At 63.5% G+C, this 18,860-nt stretch carries 14 protein-coding genes; 7 read left to right on the forward strand and 7 right to left on the reverse strand.

Features of this window, described 5'->3' with window-relative positions; translation table 11 throughout:
- Window positions 1-3 precede the first annotated feature (3 nt).
- The 5 genes from IVB07_RS34085 to IVB07_RS34105 all read right to left on the reverse strand — a co-directional run bounded on the left by IVB07_RS34085 (window position 4) and on the right by IVB07_RS34105 (window position 6,851).
- Window positions 4-1,185: an ABC transporter permease gene (locus IVB07_RS34085; protein WP_018454694.1), complete on the reverse strand. Its 1,182-nt coding sequence runs from the start codon at window positions 1,183-1,185 to the stop codon at window positions 4-6.
- Window positions 1,185-2,294, reverse strand: a complete 1,110-nt coding sequence (locus IVB07_RS34090) for a microcin C ABC transporter permease YejB (protein ID WP_018454695.1) — start codon at window positions 2,292-2,294, stop codon at window positions 1,185-1,187. Before IVB07_RS34090 ends, IVB07_RS34085 begins: the two co-directional genes overlap by 1 nt.
- A complete protein-coding gene (locus IVB07_RS34095) occupies window positions 2,291-4,171 on the reverse strand; it encodes an extracellular solute-binding protein (RefSeq protein WP_018454696.1) in 1,881 nt (626 codons plus the stop codon). Before IVB07_RS34095 ends, IVB07_RS34090 begins: the two co-directional genes overlap by 4 nt.
- Window positions 4,172-4,185: 14 nt before the next feature.
- Entirely contained in the window at window positions 4,186-6,087 is a 1,902-nt protein-coding gene (locus IVB07_RS34100) for an extracellular solute-binding protein (RefSeq protein ID WP_247767401.1), read from the reverse strand.
- A 209-nt stretch (window positions 6,088-6,296) separates the two neighbouring features.
- Window positions 6,297-6,851, reverse strand: coding sequence for a cytochrome c family protein (locus IVB07_RS34105; RefSeq protein ID WP_018454698.1), 555 nt, complete (start codon window positions 6,849-6,851; stop codon window positions 6,297-6,299).
- A 219-nt stretch (window positions 6,852-7,070) separates the two neighbouring features.
- Here IVB07_RS34105 and IVB07_RS34110 point away from each other — a divergent pair, with 219 nt between their 5' ends.
- Together IVB07_RS34110 and IVB07_RS34115 are read left to right on the forward strand one after the other, a co-directional pair.
- Window positions 7,071-7,811, forward strand: coding sequence for a 3-deoxy-manno-octulosonate cytidylyltransferase (locus tag IVB07_RS34110; protein ID WP_018454699.1), 741 nt, complete (start codon window positions 7,071-7,073; stop codon window positions 7,809-7,811).
- A 21-nt stretch (window positions 7,812-7,832) separates the two neighbouring features.
- On the forward strand, window positions 7,833-8,678 hold the full coding sequence (locus IVB07_RS34115) for a prephenate dehydratase (protein ID WP_018454700.1): 846 nt from the start codon (window positions 7,833-7,835) through the stop codon (window positions 8,676-8,678).
- A gap of 45 nt (window positions 8,679-8,723) precedes the next feature.
- Here the strand turns inward: IVB07_RS34115 and IVB07_RS34120 are convergent, their stop codons facing one another.
- Window positions 8,724-9,737, reverse strand: coding sequence for an LLM class flavin-dependent oxidoreductase (locus IVB07_RS34120; RefSeq protein WP_018454701.1), 1,014 nt, complete (start codon window positions 9,735-9,737; stop codon window positions 8,724-8,726).
- Window positions 9,738-10,136: 399 nt separating this feature from the next.
- Here IVB07_RS34120 and metF point away from each other — a divergent pair, with 399 nt between their 5' ends.
- From metF to IVB07_RS34135, 3 genes are all read left to right on the forward strand, one after another.
- Window positions 10,137-11,057: a methylenetetrahydrofolate reductase [NAD(P)H] gene (gene metF / locus IVB07_RS34125; RefSeq protein WP_204513271.1), complete on the forward strand. Its 921-nt coding sequence runs from the start codon at window positions 10,137-10,139 to the stop codon at window positions 11,055-11,057.
- Between the two features lie 6 nt (window positions 11,058-11,063).
- The gene (metH, locus tag IVB07_RS34130; RefSeq protein WP_204513270.1) at window positions 11,064-14,927 is read left to right on the forward strand and encodes a methionine synthase; all 3,864 of its coding nucleotides are present in this window, start codon (window positions 11,064-11,066) and stop codon (window positions 14,925-14,927) included.
- Between the two features lie 448 nt (window positions 14,928-15,375).
- Window positions 15,376-16,383, forward strand: coding sequence for a DUF3592 domain-containing protein (locus IVB07_RS34135; RefSeq protein WP_247767402.1), 1,008 nt, complete (start codon window positions 15,376-15,378; stop codon window positions 16,381-16,383).
- Window positions 16,384-16,389: 6 nt separating this feature from the next.
- Here IVB07_RS34135 and IVB07_RS34140 read toward each other — a convergent pair whose 3' ends face one another.
- Window positions 16,390-17,019 carry a glutathione S-transferase family protein gene (locus IVB07_RS34140; RefSeq protein ID WP_018454705.1) on the reverse strand — a complete coding sequence of 210 codons (630 nt, stop codon included), beginning with the start codon at window positions 17,017-17,019 and terminating at the stop codon, window positions 16,390-16,392.
- Between the two features lie 157 nt (window positions 17,020-17,176).
- On the opposite strand from IVB07_RS34140, the gene IVB07_RS34145 reads away from it, so the two are divergent.
- Both IVB07_RS34145 and IVB07_RS34150 read left to right on the forward strand, forming a co-directional pair.
- Window positions 17,177-18,124: a threonine/serine dehydratase gene (locus IVB07_RS34145; protein WP_204513269.1), complete on the forward strand. Its 948-nt coding sequence runs from the start codon at window positions 17,177-17,179 to the stop codon at window positions 18,122-18,124.
- 54 nt (window positions 18,125-18,178) lie between these two features.
- Window positions 18,179-18,757, forward strand: coding sequence for a hypothetical protein (locus IVB07_RS34150; RefSeq protein ID WP_018454706.1), 579 nt, complete (start codon window positions 18,179-18,181; stop codon window positions 18,755-18,757).
- Window positions 18,758-18,860: the final 103 nt, after the last annotated feature.

Below are 18,860 nucleotides of genomic sequence, written 5' to 3' on the forward strand. Positions count from 1 at the left end.
GGCTTACCTGAACGTCTTGCGCGGATCGAATGCGTCGCGCACGGCCTCGCCGATGAAGATCAAAAGCGACAGCATGATCGCGACCGAGAAGAAGCCGGAAAAACCGAGCCACGGCGCCTGCACGTTGGACTTGCCCTGCGACAGCAACTCGCCGAGCGACGGCGAGCCGGGCGGCAGTCCGAACCCCAGGAAATCGAGCGCCGTCAGCGTCATCACCGAACTCGACACGATGAACGGCAGGAACGTCATGGTCGCGACCATCGCGTTCGGCAACAGATGCCGGAACATGATGACCTTGTTCGACACGCCGAGCGCCCGCGCCGCCTGGATATACTCGAAATTGCGCCCGCGCAGGAATTCCGCGCGCACGAGTCCGACCAGCGACACCCAGGAAAATAACAACAGGATGCCGAGAAGCACGAAGAAGCCGGGCACCAGCACCGACGACAAGATCAGCAGCAGATAGAGCGAAGGGATCGCAGTCCATATCTCGATGAAACGCTGGAACAACAGGTCGATCCAGCCGCCGAAATAGCCCTGCACCGCGCCGGCCGCGATGCCGACGATGGAGGAGACGATGGTCAGGCAGAGGCCGAACAGCACTGAGATGCGGAAGCCGTAGATCAGCCGCGCCACCACGTCGCGGCCCTGATCGTCGGTGCCGAGCCAGTTGTATTCGAGATCGCGGCAGCTCTTGAGGCCTTTCTTCTCGACGACGGGCTTGCACTGCGCTTCCGTCAACATCCAGGTCGGCCGCGACGGCGCCGGCGTCGGCAGATCGAGATTGTGGGTGTCGTAGGAATAGCGGATCAGCGGCCAGACGATGCTGCCGCCCTTGTCCCTGATCAGCTTCTGCAAATAGGGATCGCGATAGTCGGCCGCGGTTTCGAAGTCGCCGCCGAAAGTGGTTTCCGAATAGGTGACGACGGACGGCCAATAAAGGTGGCCGTCATATTTGATCAGGAACGGCCGATCATTGGCGATCAGCTCGGCGAACAGCGACACCACAAATAGGATCAGGAAGATCCAGAACGACCAATAGCCGCGCCGGTTCGCCTTGAAATTCTGCCAGCGGCGCCTGTTGAGCGGCGACGGCACGAACGGTTTGCGAGTGATCGGCACGGCACTGCCGAGCGGCGACTTCGCAGTGGTTTCGATCGGCGTGGTGGGGGCGGCCAGCGTCATCAGACCTCCCGCGCCTCGAAATCGATTCGTGGATCGATCCACATATAGGTCAGGTCAGAGATCAGGTTGATCACGAGGCCGACGAGCGAAAAGATGAAGAGCGTGCCGAACACCACGGGGTAGTCGCGATTGAGAACGCTCTCGAAACTGAGCAGTCCCAGTCCGTCCAGCGAGAAGATGGTCTCGATCAGAAGCGAGCCCGAGAAGAAGGCGTGAATGAAGGTCGAGGGAAAGCCGGCGATGACGATCAGCATCGCGTTGCGGAAAACGTGACCGTAAAGCACCCGATTCTCGCTGCAGCCCTTCGCGCGCGCGGTCATCACGTATTGCTTGCGGATCTCGTCCAGAAACGAGTTCTTGGTCAGGAACGTCATGGTGGTGAACGCACCGAGCCCCATGGCGATCAGCGGCAGCGTCAAATGCCAGAAGTAATCGATGATCTTCCAATACCACGGAAACTGCGACCAGCCGTCTGACGTCAGTCCGCGCAGCGGGAACCAGTTGAAGAACGAACCGCCGGCAAACAGGATGATCAGGAGGATCGCGAATAGAAAGCCGGGAATCGCGTAGCCAAGTACGAGCACGCTCGACGTCCAGGTGTCGAAGCGCGTCCCGTCCCTGACCGCCTTGCGGATGCCGAGCGGAATCGAGATCAGGTAGGTCAGCAGCGTCAGCCAGATGCCGAGCGAGATCGAGACCGGCAACTTCTCCTTGACGAGCTGCAGGACGCTGACGTCGCGAAAATAGCTCTTGCCGAAATCGAAGCGGGCGAAATTCCAGACCATCAGCGCGAAGCGCTCCGGCGCCGGCTTGTCGAAGCCGAACTGCACTTCCAGCTTCTTGATGAAATCGGGATCGAGGCCTTGCGCGCCGCGATACTTCGAGTTGATGGCGTCGCCGCCGGCTCCCAACTGCCCCGGGGCGCGCTGCGCAAAGTCGCCGCCGCCCGAAATGCGCGAGGTCCCGCCGGTGTCCGCGCCCGAGAGCTGCGCGATCACGCGCTCGACCGGGCCGCCCGGCGCGAACTGCACGACGATGAAGGAGACGAAGAGGATCCCGAGCAAGGTCGGGATCATCAGCAGGATGCGGCGGGCGATGTAGGCGCTCATGGCTGCTTCGCCTGCTCGAGCCTGGCGGCCTTGCCGCCATCGTACCACCAGATGTCGGGAGCGCCGACGCCGTTGGCATAACGCGGCGGCTTCTGCGGATGACCGAATTGGTCCCAATAAGCAAGCCGGTGCGTCTTGTTGAACCAGTGCGGCACCCAATAACGGCCGGCGCGGAACAGGCGATCGAAGGCGCGGCAGGCGACGGTCAATTCCTCGCGGCTGTCGGCCGCCATGATCTTCTCGATCATGGCATCGATGGCCGGATTGGCGACGCCCGCAAGATTGTACGAGCCCTTCGTTGCCGCGACCTGCGACGAGAAGAACGAGCGCATGGCGTCGCCCGGCGTTGCCGACATGCTGAAGCGCTGGGTCGTCATATCGAAGTCGAAATCTTCCTGGCGTACCTTGTATTGCACGGCGTCGACGAGGCGCACGCTCGCTTCGATGCCAAGCGTCGCGAGATTCTTGATGTAGGGCCCATGGTGCGGCTGGAACGAAGGCTCGTCCAACAGAAATTCGATCCTGAAGATCTCGCCGTTCGGCAGCATCCTCTTGCCGTCCTTGATCGGCAGGCCGGCCTCGCTCAGCAATCGCTGCGCCCTGCGCAACAGGCTGCGATCCTGCCCGGAGCCGTCGGAGACGGGCGGCGTGAACGGTGCGGCGAACACCTCGTCCGGAACCTGGCCGCGAAACGGCTCCAGCAGCTTCAGCTCTTCCGGCGGCGGAGGCCCATCGCTCGCCATGAGGTCCGAGTTCTGAAATGGCGATACCGTGCGGGCATAAGCACCGTACATGATGGTCTTGTTGGTCCACTCGAAGTCGAAGGCGTCGATCAGTGCCTCACGCACGCGAGGATCCCTGAATTTTTCGCGCCGCGTGTTGATGAACCATCCTTGCGCGCCGGACGGCGTGTCGTCGGGCACGACCTCCATCTTGACGCGACCCTCCTTGACCGCGGGGAAGTCATAGCGGGTCGCCCAGATACGAGCGGTGAACTCTTCGCGGTAGAGATAGTTCTTGCCGGTGAAACCTTCAAAAGCGACATCGCGGTCGCGGTAGAATTCGTAGCGCACGACGTCGAAATTGTAGCTGCCACGACAGGGGGGCAGGTCGGCAGCCCACCAATCCTTGACGCGTTCGTATTCGATGTAGCGGTTGACCTCGAACTTGCCGACCTTGTACGGGCCCGAGCCCAACGGGATATCGAGCGATGTTTCGTCGAAAGCGCGAGAGGCATAATATGCTTTCGAGAAGATCGGCAGACTCGCCACATAGAGCGGCACGTCACGCGCGCGTCCCTTGGCAAAGGTGACGACCAGCGTCGCATCGTCAACGGCTTCCGCGCTGACCATGTCGCGCATCTGCACGATGATCAGCGGATGCCCCTTGGCCTTCAGCGACGTCAGCGAAAACGCCGCGTCGTGAGCGGTAAGCTTGGTGCCGTCATGGAATTTCGCCTCTGGCCGCATGGTGAAGCGATAGACCAGCCTGTCTGCCGATATATTTACAGACTTGGCGGCAAGCCCGTACATCCCGTCCGGTTCGTCATTGGCTCGCACCATCAGCGGCGCAAAAGTCATGTCCATGCCCTGCGCGCCATCGCCTTTGAGGATGAAGGCATTGAGCGAGTTGAAGGTCTGGTAGGACTGGTTGTACGCGCGCACCGACGGGATAAGCGAGAAGGTGCCGCCCTTCGGCGCGTCGACATTGACGTAGTCGAAGTGATGGAAGTCGGCGGGATATTTGAGGTCGCCGAAGGCCGACATGCCGTGGGCCTCTGCAGGCATCTCGGACGCTGTCGCGCCCCGGAGCCAGGCGGCGCTGAACGCGCCACCGGCACCCAAGGCCAGCACATGCCGGCGTGAAAGCTGCGCCATGCGAGAAATGCCCTTCACGGCTTCTTTGCGATCCGCGCCGCCTTGTCCGCGTCGTACCACCAAATGAACGGGAAGCCGGACTGACCGTATTTGGGTAATTCCGCCGGCCGGCCGAACCGATCCCAGCGCGCGGTGCGCACCTTCGTATAAGTCCACTGCGGTACGACGTAGTGATTCCACAGCAGCACGCGGTCGAGTGCCTTGGTTGCCGCGACGAGATCGTCGCGACCCTTGGCGTAGATCACCCGCTCGATCAGCTTGTCGACCGCCGGATTCTTGATGCCGGTGATGTTGCGTGAACCGGCGATGTCAGCCGTCTTCGAGGACCAGAATTCGCGCTGCTCGTTACCCGGCGACTGCGACTCGCCCCAGGAGTTAGTGACGATGTCGAAATCCCACTCGCGCGTCCTGTTCTCGTACTGAGTGGGATCCACCGTCCGCACGCTGACAGCAATGCCGAGCCGTTCCAGCGACGGCTTGTAGAACAGCGTGATCCGCTCGAAGCTTGGATCCGAGTTCAGCAATTCAAGGGAGAACTGGGCGCCCGTCTTGACGTCGATCAGCTTGCGCTCGCGCACCTCGTAGCCAGCTTCCTTGAACAGGCGCAGCGCCTCGCGCAGATTGTCGCGAACGGCTTCCGGACTGCCGCCGAGCGGGTTGGTGTAGGCCGTGGTGAAGACTTCGGGCGGGACCTCGGCGCGGACTGTCTCGAGGATCTCGAGCTCCTTGCCCTGCGGCAACCCGGTCGCCATCAGCTCATCGATGCCGTCGAAATAACTGCTGATGCGCTTGTACTGGCCGTAGAAGATCTGCTTGTTCATCTCCTCAAAGTCGAACGCGTAATTGAGCGCGCGTCGCACGCGCGGATCCTTAAACTTGGCGCGGCGCAGGTTCGGCACGAAGGCCTGCATGACGCCCGAGCTGCGATTGGCGAACTCCTCGAGGATCACGCGTTTTTCGGTGACGGCCGGGAAATCGTAGGCTGTCGCCCAGTTCTTCGCGCTGTTCTCGGTGCGCCAATCGACCTGATCGGCCTTGAATGCCTCAATCGCCACGGTGGCGTCGCGGAAATACTCATAGCGCAGCTCGTCGAAATTATTGCGGCCCACATTGGCGGCGAGGTCGCGCCCCCAATAATCCTTGACGCGCTCCAGCGCGATCGACCGCCCGGCAACGAATTCCTTGACCCGATAGGGGCCGGAACCTAGAGGCACTTCAAGCGTGGTGGCGGAGACATCGCGCTTGCGGCCCTGCGCATCCGTGCCCTCCCACCAATGCTTCGGCAGGACCGTGAGCTGCCCGACGATCTGCGGCAGTTCGCGGTTGCCCGGCGCGTCGAACACGAATTTTACCTCGCGCTCGCCGACCTTCTCGGCTTTCGTCACATGGCTGTAATAGGCCGAGTACTGCGGGTGGTGCTTCTTGAAGGAATCGAGCGAGAAGATCACGTCATCCGCGGTTACCGGCTTGCCGTCGTGCCATTTGGCTTGCGGCCGCAAGCGGTAAGTCACGAAGGAGAAATCATCCGGATGGCTGACGGCCTCGGCCAGCGCGCCGTACTCGGTCGAGACTTCGTCAAGCGAGGCCGTCGTGAGGGATTCGTAGATGAACGCCACGGCACCGGCGACTTGCCCCTTCACACCGGAGACGACGATGTTGAAATTGTCGAATGTGCCGACGGCGATCTGGCGCGCGACGCCGCCCTTGGGCGCTTCCGGATTGACGTAGTCGAAGCGCTTGAAATCCGCCGGGTATTTGATCTGTCCGAACAGCGACAGCGCGTGCCGCCAGGTGGGCTCGTTGGCGGATTGCGCGTGTGCCACGCCGACGCCGGAAAGGCCCCCTACGGAACCAAGGGCGGGGAGCGTTGCGGCAGCAGTGCCGGTGAGCAGGAGATCGCGTCGGGTAAGGGCCAAATCAACATTCCTGTCTTGAAGGAGGCTACTCCTTTAAGTTCCCAATATAGGCGAGGTTTCGACGGAATATGTTGCTTTTTCCTCATCTTGGAGGGCCAGCTGGCCGATCGCTGCGGCCAAACGCCCCGATAACAACGCCGCGAGGCCCGGATAAGCAAACGGCCAGGCTTTTCAGCCTGGCCGCGTACTAAGATCGAAGTCGATAGGCCTTACTTCGCCGCGGTCGGCAGCGGCTTCGGGCTGTCGGAGAGACTGTTCAGGTAAGCGATCACGTCGGCACGCTCGCTATCCTTCGGGATGCCAGCAAAGCCCATCGCGGTGCCCGGGACAGCTGCCTTGGGATTGGCGATGAACTTGTTGAGCGCATCGAAGTCCCAGGTGCCGCCCTTGGCCTTCATCGCGGCCGAGAAGTTGAAGCCGCCGCGGCCCTCGCCAACATGGTCGCCGACGACGCCATAGAGGTTCGGACCGACACGGTTCGGGCCGCCCTTCTCGAAGGTGTGGCAAGCGCCGCACTTCTTGGCAGCGGCGGCGCCCTTCTCGACCGAGGCGGTCTGGAGCAGCTTTTCGATCGGCTCGGCAGCCGCGGCGGCAGCGCCGCCTTCCTTGCCGTGGCCGGCGTCTTCCTTCACGGCGATCTCGAAGCCCGGCTTCTCCGGCATCTTGGGCGAGAACAGCGCACTGGCGGTGAAGCTCGTCACCAGCAGAAGGAGACAGGTGCCGAGCACGGCACCGAGAATCTTGTTCAGTTCGAAAGAGTCCATTTCCGGCCAGGCCCCACACCGCAAGAAGGATCGAGCGGCCCAGTGCGGCCGCCAGGACGAGCCTCGGAGAATCAACGTTCCTTACTGTTTCCCCGAGTTTTGCCATTGAGATATCGGTTTGCCCGGGGTCTGGCAACCCGTATAAGCGAGCGGGCTTCACCCCCGTCCCCACCCCATTTCCCGGCGCGGAAAACGCCCCGTTTCCAGGCCCTTGAACCGATGATCGATCCCCGCATCCTGGTGCTGATTCCGGCCCGCATGGCCGCCACCCGCCTGCCCGGCAAGCCGCTAGCCGATATCGCGGGGCAGCCGATGATCGTGCACGTGATGCGCCGTGCCGAAGCGGCCGGGATAGGCCGGGTCGCGGTCGCAACCGACACCGCGGAGATCGCATCCGTCGTGACCGCCCATGGTGGCGAGGCCGTGATGACCCGCCCGGAGCATCCGTCCGGCTCCGACCGCATCCACGAGGCCATGCAGAAGCTCGATCCGGACGGCAAAGCCGAGATCGTGGTCAATCTGCAGGGCGATTTCCCGACCATCACGATCGACAACATCCGCGAGGTGTTGCCGCCGCTGCAAGACCCCGCCGTGGATATCGCAACGCTGGCGTCGCAGATCCACACCGAGGAGGAGGACCTCGCGCCGAGCGTCGTGAAGGCGATCGGAACCTCGCTCGGCGGCAGACGCATGCGCGCACTTTATTTCACCCGCGCAACCGCGCCGACCGGCGACGGACCGCGCTACCACCATATCGGTCTCTATGCCTATCGCCGTGCCGCGCTGGAGCGCTACGTCCGGCTTCCGCCGTCGCCGCTGGAATTGCAGGAGAAGCTCGAGCAGCTCCGGGCGCTCGAGGCCGGAATGCGCATCGACTTCACCATTGTCGATACCGTGCCCCGCGGGGTCGACACGCCGGCGGACCTGGAAACCGCCCGCAGCATCCTTTCCAAATCCTGAGCCGCTGTTACAAGGCCGAGCATGAGCAAGCTGAAAATCGCATTCCAGGGCGAGCCTGGGGCCAATTCGCACATCGCCATCGTCGAGGCCTATCCCGACGCCGAGCCGATGCCCTGCGCCACCTTCGAGGACGCCTTGTCGGCGATCTCGTCGGGCGAAGCCGATCTCGGCATGATTCCGATCGAGAATTCGGTCGCAGGCCGCGTCGCCGACATCCATCATTTGCTGCCGGCCTCCGGCCTCTTCATCATCGGCGAATGGTTTCTGCCGGTCCGGCATCAGCTGATGGCGGTGAAGGGGACCAGGCTCGAGGACATCAAGAGCGTCGAGAGCCACGTGCACGCGCTCGGCCAATGCCGGCGCATCATTCGCAAGCTTGGCATCAAGCCAATCGTGCACGCCGACACCGCCGGCAGCGCCCGCGACATTTCCGAGCGTAACGACAAGTCCGTCGCCGCGATCGCCTCGCGCCTCGCCGCGCAGATCTACGGCCTCGACATCCTCGCGGAGGACATCGAGGACGAGGCCCACAACACCACGCGCTTCGTGGTGCTCGCGCGCGAACCGAAATGGGCCGCACAGGGCTCCGGTCCGTTGGTCACGACTTTTGTGTTCCGGGTGCGCAATTTGCCCGCCGCGCTCTACAAGGCGCTCGGTGGCTTTGCCACCAACGGCGTCAACATGACCAAGCTCGAGAGCTATATGGTCGACGGCAATTTCTTCGCCACGCAGTTTTATGCCGACGTCGACGGCCACCCCGCGGACAAGGGCCTCGCTTTCGCGATCGAGGAGCTGAAATTCTTCTCACGCGAATTCCGCATCGTTGGCGTGTATCCGGGGCACCCGTTCCGCGCGACGATGGAATAGATTCGTGTCCCGGACGCGCGAAGCGCGAGCCGGAGCACCAGAGCCTTATCCGACCGCCTTAAGCCCGAACGCCTCCGCCAGCAGCGAATATGATTTCTTTCGTGCCTCGTGATCGTACACGGCGGTAATCACCATCAACTCGTCCGGCTTGCTCGCATCGATCAACGGCTGCAGCGTCTTCTGCACGGTTGCCCGGCTGCCGACGAACAGACGGGAACGGTTGCGCCGCATCGAGGCGCGCTCCGAGTCGGTATAGGGATAGGCCAGCGCCTCTTCGACGCTCGGCAACGGAAGATACTGGCCGCGGTCCCGGCGCAGGCGGTTGAGGTCGAAAGACGCGGCGAGCTTTTCGGCTTCGTCATCCGTGTCGGCCGCAATGACGGCGACCGCGAGGATCGCGCGCGGGCTCGCACTCCAGGCCGAGGGCTGAAAACGATTGCGATAATGCACCATCGCATCGATCGCATCGTGGGACGCAAAATGATGGGCGAATGCGAACCCCATGCCGATTTGCGCGGCGAGCTCCGACGAATAATCGCTGGAGCCGAGCAGCCAGATCGGCGGCAACGGCGTATCGTCGGGCATCGCAACGACGTTGTGATAGGGATGGCCCGAGGGGAATTCCCGGGTCTGCCACAGGATCAATTCGTGCAGCCGCTCGAGGAAATCGTCGCCTTCGCGACGGTCGAGCCGGCTGCGCAGCGCATAGGCCGTGGCGCCGTCGGTGCCAGGGGCGCGGCCGAGGCCGAGATCGATGCGGCCCGGAAACAGCGCCTCCAGCATCTTGAAGCGCTCGGCCACGACCAGCGGCGCGTGATTGGGCAGCATCACGCCACCGGAGCCGACGCGGATGTGCTTGGTCACCGCCGCGATCTGCCCGATCATCACGTCGGGCGCCGGGCTCGCGACGGAGGCGAGGTTGTGATGCTCGGCGAGCCAATAGCGGACATAGCCGAGCCCATCGACATGGCGCGCCAGGTCGATGCTGTTGCGCAGCGCCGCGGCGGGCTTTGTGCCGGTGGTGACGACGGAGAGGTCGAGGACTGAGAGCGGGATCATGGCGCGCTAACGTAGTGGAGGGCAGCGCGGCGGCAATGGGAGGGCGCGCAGATCTGACGTGCAGGCCAGGGCCCGCGCGCTCCGGACCCGCGCCGCGGCGTTGGGACAATGATCAATCTGGCAACATGACTTTCATATTGCCCACTCAATATATTGCGCCAGTTAATCCGCAAGTTCTCCCTACTTGGCTGGTATATTTATCTTTTTATACCAAACCGAGCTTCCCACTTCGATTCTAGATCACCGAATATTTTATGCCAACACCGCCAAAGTGGGCCACTTCCCATTACCGATGGGCTGTCGGATGCGGCCGCTTTGGCTTATCTTGGCCTTTCGCAATCTAGACCTGACCGCCGGCCGCCAACGACCCGGCGCGCCCTTGGAGAGTGAGTGGTGCCCATGACTGACGCGACAATGCCTGCCCACACCGGCGGGCAAGACGGGTACCTGAAGCGGCCTGCGATTTCCTTCGAGTTCTTTCCGCCCAAGACCGAAGATATGGAGCGCAATCTCTGGGACACCATCAACCGGCTGGCCCCGCTCGACCCGAAATTCGTCTCGGTGACCTATGGCGCCGGCGGCTCGACCCGTGAGCGGACCCACGCGACCATCTCGCGCATCCTGAAAGAAACCGCGCTGCTGCCGGCCGCGCATCTGACCTGCGTCGGCGCCTCCCGCGGGGAGATCGACGAGATCGTCGACCGCTATCACGAGGTCGGCGTCCGCCACATCGTCGGCCTGCGCGGCGATCCCCCGGGCGGCATTGGCACGGCCTATTCTAGCCATCCCGATGGCTACCAGAGCTCCGCCGACCTCGTCGCCGGCATCAAGAAGCGGCACGGCGATATCGAGGTGTCGGTCTCGGCGTACCCTGAGAAGCATCCCGAGGCGCGCGACTTCGACGATGACATCGACACGCTGCAGGCCAAGGTCGATGCAGGTGCGACCCGCGCGATCACGCAGGTGTTCTTCGATAACGACCTCTATTTCCGCTATCTCGACCGCGTGCGCGCGCGCGGGATCAACATCCCGATCGTGCCGGGCATCATGCCCATGCATAATTTCAAGCAGGCTCGCAATTTCGTCACCCGCGCCGGCACCTCCGTGCCGGACTGGTTCGCCGCGAAATTCGAGGGGCTCGACGAAGACGCCGAGACCCGCAAGCTGGTGGCGGCGACCGTCGCGGCCGGCCAGGTGCAGAAGCTGGCCAAGCACGGCGTCGACACCTTCCATTTCTACACCATGAACCGCGCCGATCTCGTGTTCGCGATCAGCCATTTGCTCGGCATCCGCGCCAAGAGCGCGCAGAAGGCGGCTTAAAACACCATGACCGTATCCACCTCTCCCAAGCGAACCGCCCTGCTCAACGCCGCGCGCGAGCGCATTCTCGTGCTCGACGGCGCCATGGGCACGATGATCCAGAATCTCCAGTTCGACGAGGCCGCCTTCCGCGGCGAGCGATTCAAGAACTTCCATCGCGATTTGCGCGGCAACAACGACCTCTTGATCCTGACCCAACCGCAGGCGATCGAGGACATCCACGCCGCTTACTTGCGCGCCGGCGCCGACATCGTCGCGACCAACACCTTCTCCACGACCTCGATTGCCCAAGCCGATTACGATCTCGCCGACATCGTCTACGAGATGGCGCGAGAAGGCGCCCGCCTCGCCGGCAACGCCGCACGCCGCGTCGAGGCCGAGGACGGCAAGCCGCGCTTCGTCGCCGGCGCCATCGGACCGACCAACCGCACCGCCTCGATCTCGCCCGACGTGTCCAATCCCGGCTACCGCGCCGTCACGTTCGACGACCTGCGCAAATCCTATGGCGAGCAGATCAACGGCATGCTCGACGGCGGCGTCGATCTGCTGCTGGTCGAGACCATCTTCGACACGCTGAACGCCAAGGCGGCGCTGTACGCGATCGCCGAGATCACGGAAGAACGTGGCATCGACATGCCCGTGATGGTGTCGGGCACCATCACCGACAAGTCCGGCCGCCTGCTGTCCGGCCAGTTGCCGGAAGCGTTCTGGCATTCGGTCCAGCACGCCAAGCCCGTCACCATCGGCTTCAACTGCGCGCTCGGCGCGGAAGATCTGCGCGCGCATATCGCCGATATCGGCCGCGTCGCCGACACGCTTGTTTGCGCCTATCCCAATGCCGGCCTGCCCAACGAGTTCGGCCAGTATGACGAGACCCCGGAATACATGGCCCGCCTGGTCGGCGAGTTCGCGCGCGATGGCCTCGTCAACATCGTCGGCGGTTGCTGCGGCACCACGCCGGACCATATCGCGGCGATTGCGGCTGCGGTCGCGCCGCACAAGCCGCGCATCGTGCCGGAGATCGAACCTCGCTTGCGGCTCTCCGGCCTCGAGCCGTTCATCCTGACCGACGCCATTCCCTTCGTGAACGTCGGCGAGCGCACCAACGTCACCGGCTCCGCCCGCTTCCGCAAGCTGGTCACCGCCGGCGACTACACCGCCGCGCTGCAGGTCGCGCGCGACCAGGTCGAGAACGGCGCGCAGATCATCGACGTCAACATGGACGAGGGTCTTCTGGACTCGGAAGCCGCGATGGTGACCTTCCTCAACCTTGTCGCCGCCGAGCCCGACATTGCCCGCGTCCCCGTAATGGTCGACAGCTCGAAATTCTCCGTGATCGAGGCCGGCCTGAAATGCGTGCAGGGCAAGCCGGTCGTCAACTCGATCTCGATGAAGGAAGGCGAGGACAAATTCATTCACGAGGCCAAGATCGCCCGCCGTCACGGCGCGGCCGTCGTGGTGATGGCGTTCGACGAGGTCGGCCAGGCCGACACGTTCGCCCGCAAGACCGAGATCTGCAAGCGCGCCTACGACATCCTGGTGAACCGCGTCGGCTTCCCGCCGGAAGACATCATCTTCGATCCCAATATTTTCGCGATCGCAACCGGCATCGAGGAGCACAACAATTACGGCGTCGACTTCATCGAGGCGACGCGCTGGATCCGCAAGAATCTGCCGGGCGCGCACATTTCTGGTGGTGTGTCCAATTTGTCGTTCTCGTTCCGCGGCAACGAGCCGGTGCGCGAGGCCATGCACTCGGTGTTCCTGTATCACGCCATCAAGGCCGGCATGGACATGGGCATCGTCAATGCCGGGCAGATGATCGTCTATGACGATATCGATCCCGAATTGCGCCAGGTGTGCGAGGACGTCATCCTCAACCGCGACCCCGGTGCGTCCGAGCGTCTGCTGGCGCTTGCGGAAAGATTCCGCGGCAACAAGACTCAGACCAAGGAAGCCGATCTCGCCTGGCGCGAATGGCCGGTGGCGAAGCGGCTGTCACATTCGCTGGTGCACGGCATCACCGAATTCATCGAGCAGGATACCGAAGAGGCCCGCAAGGCCTCGACGCGGCCACTCGACGTGATCGAGGGACCGCTGATGGCCGGCATGAACGTGGTCGGCGATCTCTTCGGCGACGGCAAGATGTTCCTGCCGCAGGTGGTGAAGTCGGCCCGCGTGATGAAGCAGGCTGTCGCCTGGCTGATGCCGTTCATGGAGGAGGAGAAGGCGCGCAATCTCGCCAACGGCATCGGCACGGAAGGCTCCTCGTCCGCCGGCAAGATCGTGCTCGCGACCGTCAAGGGCGACGTCCACGACATCGGCAAGAACATCGTTGGCATCGTGCTCCAGTGCAACAATTACGAGGTCATCGACCTCGGCGTGATGGTGCCCGCGGCCAAGATCGTCGATACGGTGAAGGCGGAGAAGGCCGACATCGTCGGGCTGTCCGGCCTGATCACACCCTCGCTCGACGAGATGGCGTTCTTCGCCGCAGAATTGCAGCGCGAAGGCCTCAAGCTGCCGCTCTTGATCGGCGGCGCCACCACGAGCCGCGTGCATACGGCGGTGAAGATCGACCCGAGCTATCGCGCAGGCCCCGTGGTGCATGTCAACGACGCCAGCCGCGCCGTCGGTGTTGCGTCGGCGCTGCTGTCGCCCGAGAGGCGCGAGGCCTATGCCGCGGAGGTGCGCGCCGAATACGCAAAGATCTCGGACGCCCATATGCGCGCCCAGGCCGACAAGAAGCGGCTGAAGCTGGCGACCGCCCGCGCCAACCGCGTGCCGGTCGACTTCACCGCGAACAAGCCGGTGAAGCCGACCTTCCTCGGCACCCGAAGCTTTGACGACTACGATCTCGCCGAGCTGGTGCCCTATATCGACTGGACCCCGTTCTTCCAGACCTGGGAGCTCGCCGGACGCTTCCCCGCCATCCTCGACGACGCCAAGGTCGGCGAAGTTGCGCGCTCGCTCTACGGCGACGCGCGCAAGATGCTCGACCTGATCGTCAAGGAGAAATGGTTCCGCGCGCGCGCCACCGTCGGCTTCTGGCCGGCCAATGCGCAGGGCGACGACATCGTGCTCTATGCCGACGAGAGCCGGACCAGGACGATCGCGACGCTGCACACGCTGCGCCAGCAGCTCGAGAAGCGCGAGGGCCGTTTCAACGCCGCGCTGTCCGACTTCGTCGCGCCCGCCACAACCGGCGTGCCCGACTATGTCGGGGGCTTCGTCGTCACCGCCGGCATCGGCGAGGATGTGGTCGCTGACCGTTTCAAGATGGCCAATGACGACTATTCCTCGATCCTGTGCAAGGCGCTGGCCGACCGCCTGGCCGAAGCGTTCGCCGAGCGCATGCATGCCCGCGTCCGCCGCGAATTCTGGGCCTATGCGCCGGACGAGACGCTCTCCCCCGACGAGTTGATCCTCGAAAAGTATCAGGGCATCCGTCCCGCCCCCGGCTATCCCGCGCAACCCGATCACACCGAGAAGGCCACGCTGTTCGAGCTGCTCGATGCCGAGAACACCGCCGGCGTGAAGCTGACCGAGAGCTATGCGATGTGGCCGGGCTCCTCCGTGTCGGGGCTCTATCTCGCCAATCCAGAGAGCTATTATTTCGGAGTCGGCAAGATCGAGCGCGATCAGGTCGAGGATTATGCTGCGCGCAAGGGCATGAGCGTCGCCGAGACCGAGCGCTGGCTCGCGCCGATTCTGAACTACATCCCGACGCGAGAGGGTGGGAGCGACAAGGCGGCGTTCACGGCAACGCCGGCGAACGACGAGACGTCGAAGGAGCTTGCGTCGCATCCGCCGGGCTGCACCTGCGCGGTGCACCTGGTCTGGCAGAAGAAGCGCGCGGGCGCGGGTTAGGCGCCCTCCAAACAGAAAACGAGAAATCAACCCCATGCACAGTAGGCATGGGGTTGAAAAAGCTCGATAATTTTTGCGGTGTCACCGAATAATTTTTCGATATTACCGAAATTGCTTGCGGCGTCGGGCAAAACACCTGTAACATTCCATCATCGCCGACCGTGCCCGTTTGATACTCCCTCGCCAGTCGCCATCACGGCGCGTGCCACACGTTCGCTGTCGTCCTGGCGAAAGCCATCCATACCGGGTGATCCATTGGTGGCCATCGCAGGCAATACCGAACGACCAATCTTCGCCAAATGACCCGCTGGGGCAATGGGTCGTGGCTTTCGCCAGGACGACATTGGTGAAGCAATGCCTGGCATGTGCTGGGGCAACGCACAGCATCGAACGCAAAGCGCGTTTGCCGCGACCAATGGCGGTCGTCACCGAAGCGCAGGGGAATCGGATGCTGAACGCCCAACAATTGATGTGGACACAGATTGCCGCCGGCATCGCCGTGCTGCTGTTTGGATTGACGCTGTTCAATCTGATCCGCATGCGGGGCCGGATGGTGGCGGCGCGGAGCTGGGACAAGGTGGAGGGCATCATCACGGTCTCCCGGGTCGACCAGCCGACGGCGCATTCCTCGGACGATCGGAACGACGCCAAGCCCATCATCCGCTATCGATATCAGGCCGGCGGCCAGGAGCTGGAAGGCGACAAGATCTTTGTCGGCGGCACCGTCATCACGACGAGGGTCCTGGCCGCAAAACTGACCGGACGCTATCCGGTCGACGCCCATGTCGAGGTCCATGTCGATCCGAAGCAACCGACAGAGGCGCTGCTGGAGCCTGCCGCCGCGCAGAACGTCGCGGCCCTGGTGGCGTTCACAATGGTGTTCGGCGTCATCGCCGCCACCCTGACCGCGCATTCGTTCGCGGGCCACGTGCTCTACGCCGACAAGGGCGTCCCGCTGTTCGCGTTCGCGGTGCCGATCATCGTGCTCGTGGGCGGGGTGTTCCTCGCCGCCGATTATGTCCGGACGCGCCGGCTGGCGAGCGCCAGCCTGCGCTGGCCGACCGCGTCGGGCAGGGTCACCCATTGCGACGTGATCGAGGAAATCATCGAAGAGAAGACCGAGCACGACAATCGACCGACGACTTCAAAGCTCGTCCACCGCTATCAGATCGACCTGCGCTACGCCTACAGGGTCGGCAAGCGCGACTTCATCGGCACCGAAGGCGATTGGAACGGCACCATGATCTCCGGCCTGCGCGAGGTCGCCGAAGAGGCCGCGGCGAAATATCGGCCTGGGAAGAGCGTCCAGGTCTATTACGATCCGGACCAGCCCGGACAAGCCGTGCTGGAGCCTGCAAGCCGGGGAGGCGCGCTGGGGCCGCTGATCGGTGCCGCGGTCTGCGCGGTTGTCGGCGGCCTCTTCCTGACGATCCTGATCAAGGTCGGGTTCGCATAGCGGCGATCACCCCTTCGGCGGTGCCAGGGGCTGCACAATCTCCTTGAACGGCGCCAGCGCCTCGCACGCGTCGGCATGCGCCGACAGCGCCGGATAGCGCGATGGCTCGAACAACTGCGGATGGGCCTCGCGGGTGAAGCGGACGACGCAGGCGACCACAATATCGGCGTGGCCGATGCGCTCGCCCAGCCAGTACGGCGTGGTCACCTTGGCGCGCTCGGCCTCCAGCGCTTTCAGCACGTCCGCGATCTGCGCCTGGCAGCGCTCGACCCATAGCGTAAGCTGCTCCTTCCGCAGCACGCGTTCGTAGAGCAGGCTCACGGCCTTGTCGCCGAGGCCGGACGCGAGCGCGCAGATGCGCAAGTGATGCCGGCGCTCGGCGCCGGAGCGCGGCAGCATCGCCTTCTCCGGCCCGGCGAGCTCGTCGAGATAATCGAGGATGAACGTGCTCTCGATCAGCGCCTCGCCGTTGTCGAGCACCAGCGTCGGCACGCGGCGCAGCGGATTATAGGGCGCGATCTTGTCGGCGTCGCCGAAGGTCGACCACGGCCTGTGCTCGAAGGCGAGGCCGTAAAGCCGCAGCGCAATCGCGACGCGGCGGACGAAGGGGGAATCATATTGGCCGATCAGGAACATGGTTTTGCGCTCTTCTCTGGCTTTTGGACGAGGCAGGGCCGATCAGTTTCCACGGCAAGGCCGCAGTGGCGCAAGCAAAATCATGGAAGTGGAGCATTGCGCTGCATGCAACGGCGCCGCGACAGCGGCTGCCGGATGCGTTATCAAGGACGGCATCATGACAGCAACAATGGACATCAATCGGGAGCGGATCGCGGCGACCGAGGCCGTCATCCGTCCGCACATACGGCGCACGCCGCTCGTTGAGGCCGATCTCGCCGATTTTGGCCTGCCGGCTTCTCCCGTCACGTTCAAGCTCGAGATGCTGCAGCATTCCGGATCGTTCAAGGCGCGGGGTGCCTTCGCCAATCTGCTGTTGCGCCGGCTGCCGGAAGCCGGTGTCGTCGCCGCATCGGGCGGCAATCACGGCGCGGCGGTGGCGTATGCGGCGCAGCGGCTCGGCATCCCGGCCACGATTTTCGTGCCCGACATCACCTCGCCGGCCAAAGCCGAGCGTATCAGAGGCTATGGCGCGAAACTCGTGATTGCGGGCAGCCGCTATGCCGACGCGCTCGCCGCAAGCGAAACCCATGTCGCGCAGACCGGCGCCATGGCGGTGCATGCCTACGACCAGGTCGAGACCTTGCTCGGTCAGGGCAGTGTCGGAATGGAGCTGGAGCAGGATGCACCGGGCATTGACACGGTGCTGGTTGCAGTCGGCGGCGGCGGCCTGATCGGTGGCATGGCAGCCTGGAGCGCCGGCAGGACGCGCATCGTGGCGGTCGAGCCCGAGCAATCGCCGACGCTTCACGCCGCCTTCGCGGCAGGCGCGCCGATCGATGCGCCGGCGGGCGGCATCGCTGCCGATAGTCTCGCCCCGCGACGTGTCGGACAATTGATGTTTCCGATTGCGCGGGCCCATGTCGAGCGGGTCGTCCTGGTCGCCGACGACGCGATCAAGCAGGCGCAGTCGGCCTTGTGGTCGAGCCTGCGCCTGGTGGCCGAGCCCGGCGGCGCCGCCGCATTTGCCGCCTTGCTCTCCGGTCGCTATCGCCCCTCACCCGGCGAGCGGGTCGCGGTGCTGCTTTGCGGTGCAAACACCACGGCGGTGAATTTCAACAGCTAGCGAGCTTCGCATGATCGGGTATCGCGGACTCATCGCCGCACGGAGCAGAGCGATTTGACTGCTGACCAGCCTCCCTCACTCACTCTCCTAGGCGCCTACTCCTTCAGCGCTGATAATGCTGCCTATGCCCGTTTCATCCGGGAATTGATCGACTCACACGATCCCCCCAATTTCAGCGAAGAGGTGAACGCTCTGCTGCGGAAAGCCGGCAGGGGCGATGAAATAGTGCCTCTGACTGGTGAGGACCGGCGGAAATTGGAAGACAATCTACGAGGTTACATGGATGACGCTGTAATTCTCGAGGTGCTCGTGGCGAATCCGGACGCGCGGTTCAATCCTCATGATTTTACCCAAATCGATCCGTCCAACCCGGAAGGCCACGCAGAGATGGCGTGGAACGAAACGTTCCTGACCGCGGATGGCGAGACGGTGATCGAGACCGACTACAAGCAAAGACTGCCCGCGGCGAAACAGTATCGCGTGGTGTTCGTCATCCATCGTTGGGAGCCTAGCCTCCCACTGCTCTCCAGCTACGGAGAGCTGTATGCTCCGCCCGTGCAGCCATTGACCGAGCGATTACGGCGTCTCGCTCCCTATGATCTTCCGGAACCGAGTGTTGGCGTGATCCGGTGATCCCGCCACGCGTAGCCCCAATGAAACGCGACGACAGCGCCACACTCCGTCATTGCGAGCGCAGCGAAGCAACCAGTATCTCCCACGGAACCAGACTGGATTG

Origin of the sequence: Bradyrhizobium sp. 172, assembly GCF_023101065.1 — a bacterium.
Taxonomy (GTDB): domain Bacteria; phylum Pseudomonadota; class Alphaproteobacteria; order Rhizobiales; family Xanthobacteraceae; genus Bradyrhizobium; species Bradyrhizobium canariense_D.

Coding starts and splice junctions, on each gene's coding strand:
- IVB07_RS34085 (WP_018454694.1), bottom strand. CDS start 1,185: ATGACGCTGGCCGCCCCCACCACGCCGATCGAAACCACTGCGAAGTCG.
- IVB07_RS34090 (WP_018454695.1), bottom strand. CDS start 2,294: ATGAGCGCCTACATCGCCCGCCGCATCCTGCTGATGATCCCGACCTTG.
- IVB07_RS34095 (WP_018454696.1), bottom strand. CDS start 4,171: ATGGCGCAGCTTTCACGCCGGCATGTGCTGGCCTTGGGTGCCGGTGGC.
- IVB07_RS34105 (WP_018454698.1), bottom strand. CDS start 6,851: ATGGACTCTTTCGAACTGAACAAGATTCTCGGTGCCGTGCTCGGCACC.
- IVB07_RS34110 (WP_018454699.1), top strand. CDS start 7,071: ATGATCGATCCCCGCATCCTGGTGCTGATTCCGGCCCGCATGGCCGCC.
- IVB07_RS34115 (WP_018454700.1), top strand. CDS start 7,833: ATGAGCAAGCTGAAAATCGCATTCCAGGGCGAGCCTGGGGCCAATTCG.
- IVB07_RS34120 (WP_018454701.1), bottom strand. CDS start 9,737: ATGATCCCGCTCTCAGTCCTCGACCTCTCCGTCGTCACCACCGGCACA.
- metF (WP_204513271.1), top strand. CDS start 10,137: ATGACTGACGCGACAATGCCTGCCCACACCGGCGGGCAAGACGGGTAC.
- metH (WP_204513270.1), top strand. CDS start 11,064: ATGACCGTATCCACCTCTCCCAAGCGAACCGCCCTGCTCAACGCCGCG.
- IVB07_RS34135 (WP_247767402.1), top strand. CDS start 15,376: ATGCTGAACGCCCAACAATTGATGTGGACACAGATTGCCGCCGGCATC.
- IVB07_RS34140 (WP_018454705.1), bottom strand. CDS start 17,019: ATGTTCCTGATCGGCCAATATGATTCCCCCTTCGTCCGCCGCGTCGCG.
- IVB07_RS34145 (WP_204513269.1), top strand. CDS start 17,177: ATGACAGCAACAATGGACATCAATCGGGAGCGGATCGCGGCGACCGAG.